Annotated in this window: 1 protein-coding gene; it reads left to right on the top strand. The window is 66.3% G+C overall.

Annotated elements, in window-relative coordinates:
- The first annotated feature begins 66 nt into the window (after window positions 1–66).
- Complete coding sequence (locus AC3WTE_RS32565; protein WP_492443753.1) at window positions 67–1626, top strand: transposase; 1560 nt, start codon at window positions 67–69, stop codon at window positions 1624–1626.
- Window positions 1627–1699 lie beyond the last annotated feature (73 nt).

The following is a 1699-nucleotide window of genomic DNA, read 5'->3' as shown; positions in this document are numbered from 1 at the left end:
GTGGTTGTTGCGTTTTGATTGAGCGTGTCTGGGTGTTTTGACCTGGCGTTTCGGCAGAATGTGTTGGTGGCCAAGAGGTATCGACCGGTGGTGCGTGATCAGGAGTTTCTGTTGCCGCCGAATATGGCGGATTGGTTGCCTGGTGATCATTTGGTGTGGTTCGTGCTTGATGCGGTCGCTGAGTTGGACACCTCCGAGTTGCACGCCTCGCGCCGCACCGGTGGTGTGGGGCGGGCGGGTTATGACCCGGACATGCTGCTGGCATTGATGATCTACGCCTATGCCACCGGGGTGCGGTCCTCGCGGCGGATCGAGCAGCTGTGCACCGATCACGTGGCCTACCGGGTGCTGTGCGCCCAGGACACCCCGGATCACTGCACGATCGCCCGGTTCCGCGCCGCTCATGACGAGGTGTTCGTGGACGTGTTCGCTCAGGTGCTGCGGCTGTCTTCGGAAGCGGGCATGGTGCAGGTCGGCTCGATTGCCATCGATGGCACCAAGATCGCCGCGAACGCCTCGAAGTCGGCAAACCGGTCCCATGAGTGGGTCCGCGAGCAGGCCCGCCAGATCGCCGACGAGGCGGCCGCGGTCGATGCTGCCGAGGACGCCGCCGAAGCCGCCGCCGGTGGCCCGACGCGGCCACCGGCAGAGCTTGCCACGGCCGCCCGAAGGCGAGCGGCGATCCGCAAGGCCATCGAAGAGATCGCCCGCCAGGACGCCGCCCACGAGGCTGCTGACGGGGCTGATCAGCAGGCCCAGGAGCACTATCTGCAGCGGATCGAGGCCGGGGAAACGGTGCCGGGGCGCCCACCGGCCGGTGTCGATGAGGTCCGTCTGCATCGGGCGGTGGTGGCCCGTGAGCAGCAGCGTCTGGCCGAGGTAGCCGGGGTGCGGGGCACCGAAGCGGCCCGCCGGCGCAGCGCGATCGGCCGTGCCCTCAGAAAAGCGGAAACCAAACTCGCTGATGCACAGTCCCAGCAGGCCGCTGGGACCGCCGACCGCCGCGGCGCCTCAGCCCGTGAACGTGACCGCGTGCTGGGTGGGCGCCAGCGGCTGGTCAATCTGACCGACCCGCAGACCCGGATCATGGTCGAAGGTTCCGGTGGCGGGAAAGTGCAGGGCTACAACGCGCAGATCGTGTGCTCGGATGATCACTTCATCGTTGGGTTGCACGTGTCTCAGGACGCCAACGACACCCACTGCTGGACACCAGCTTTGACCGCCGCGACCAGCCAAATTGATGCCCTGGGCAAAACGATCGGTGTGGTGCTGGCCGACAACGGCTACTTCACCGAAGACAATCTCACCGCTCCCGGACCGGACCGGCTCATCGCCGGTGGCAAAGGCCGCACCGTGCATTACGACGCCGCCCACCAGCGCACCGCGGGCCCACCACCGGCGGGGCTCTCACCGGCCGAGGCGATGCGCCACCGATTGCGCGACCCGGACAACGCCCAGAAATACAAGCGTCGTTCCGCCACGGTGGAACCCACCATCGGACGAATCAAAGACCGAATCGGCTTGCGCCGCTTCGCCCGACGTGGCATCGATGCAGTGACCGCCGAACTGCACCTGGCCGCCGCAGCTCTGAACATCACCCGACTGCACCACGCCACCACCGGCTAACCGAAGATGACACGCCGCGACCCCACTCAAAACCCGAGTGCATCAACCACGCAACACAAAACGCAACAGCCAC

It is taken from the genome of Mycobacterium sp. FW102-FHT13B02, assembly GCF_058790275.1.
The sequence above is the reverse complement of the archived record's forward strand: the minus strand, read 5'-3'. Positions and strand labels throughout refer to the sequence as shown.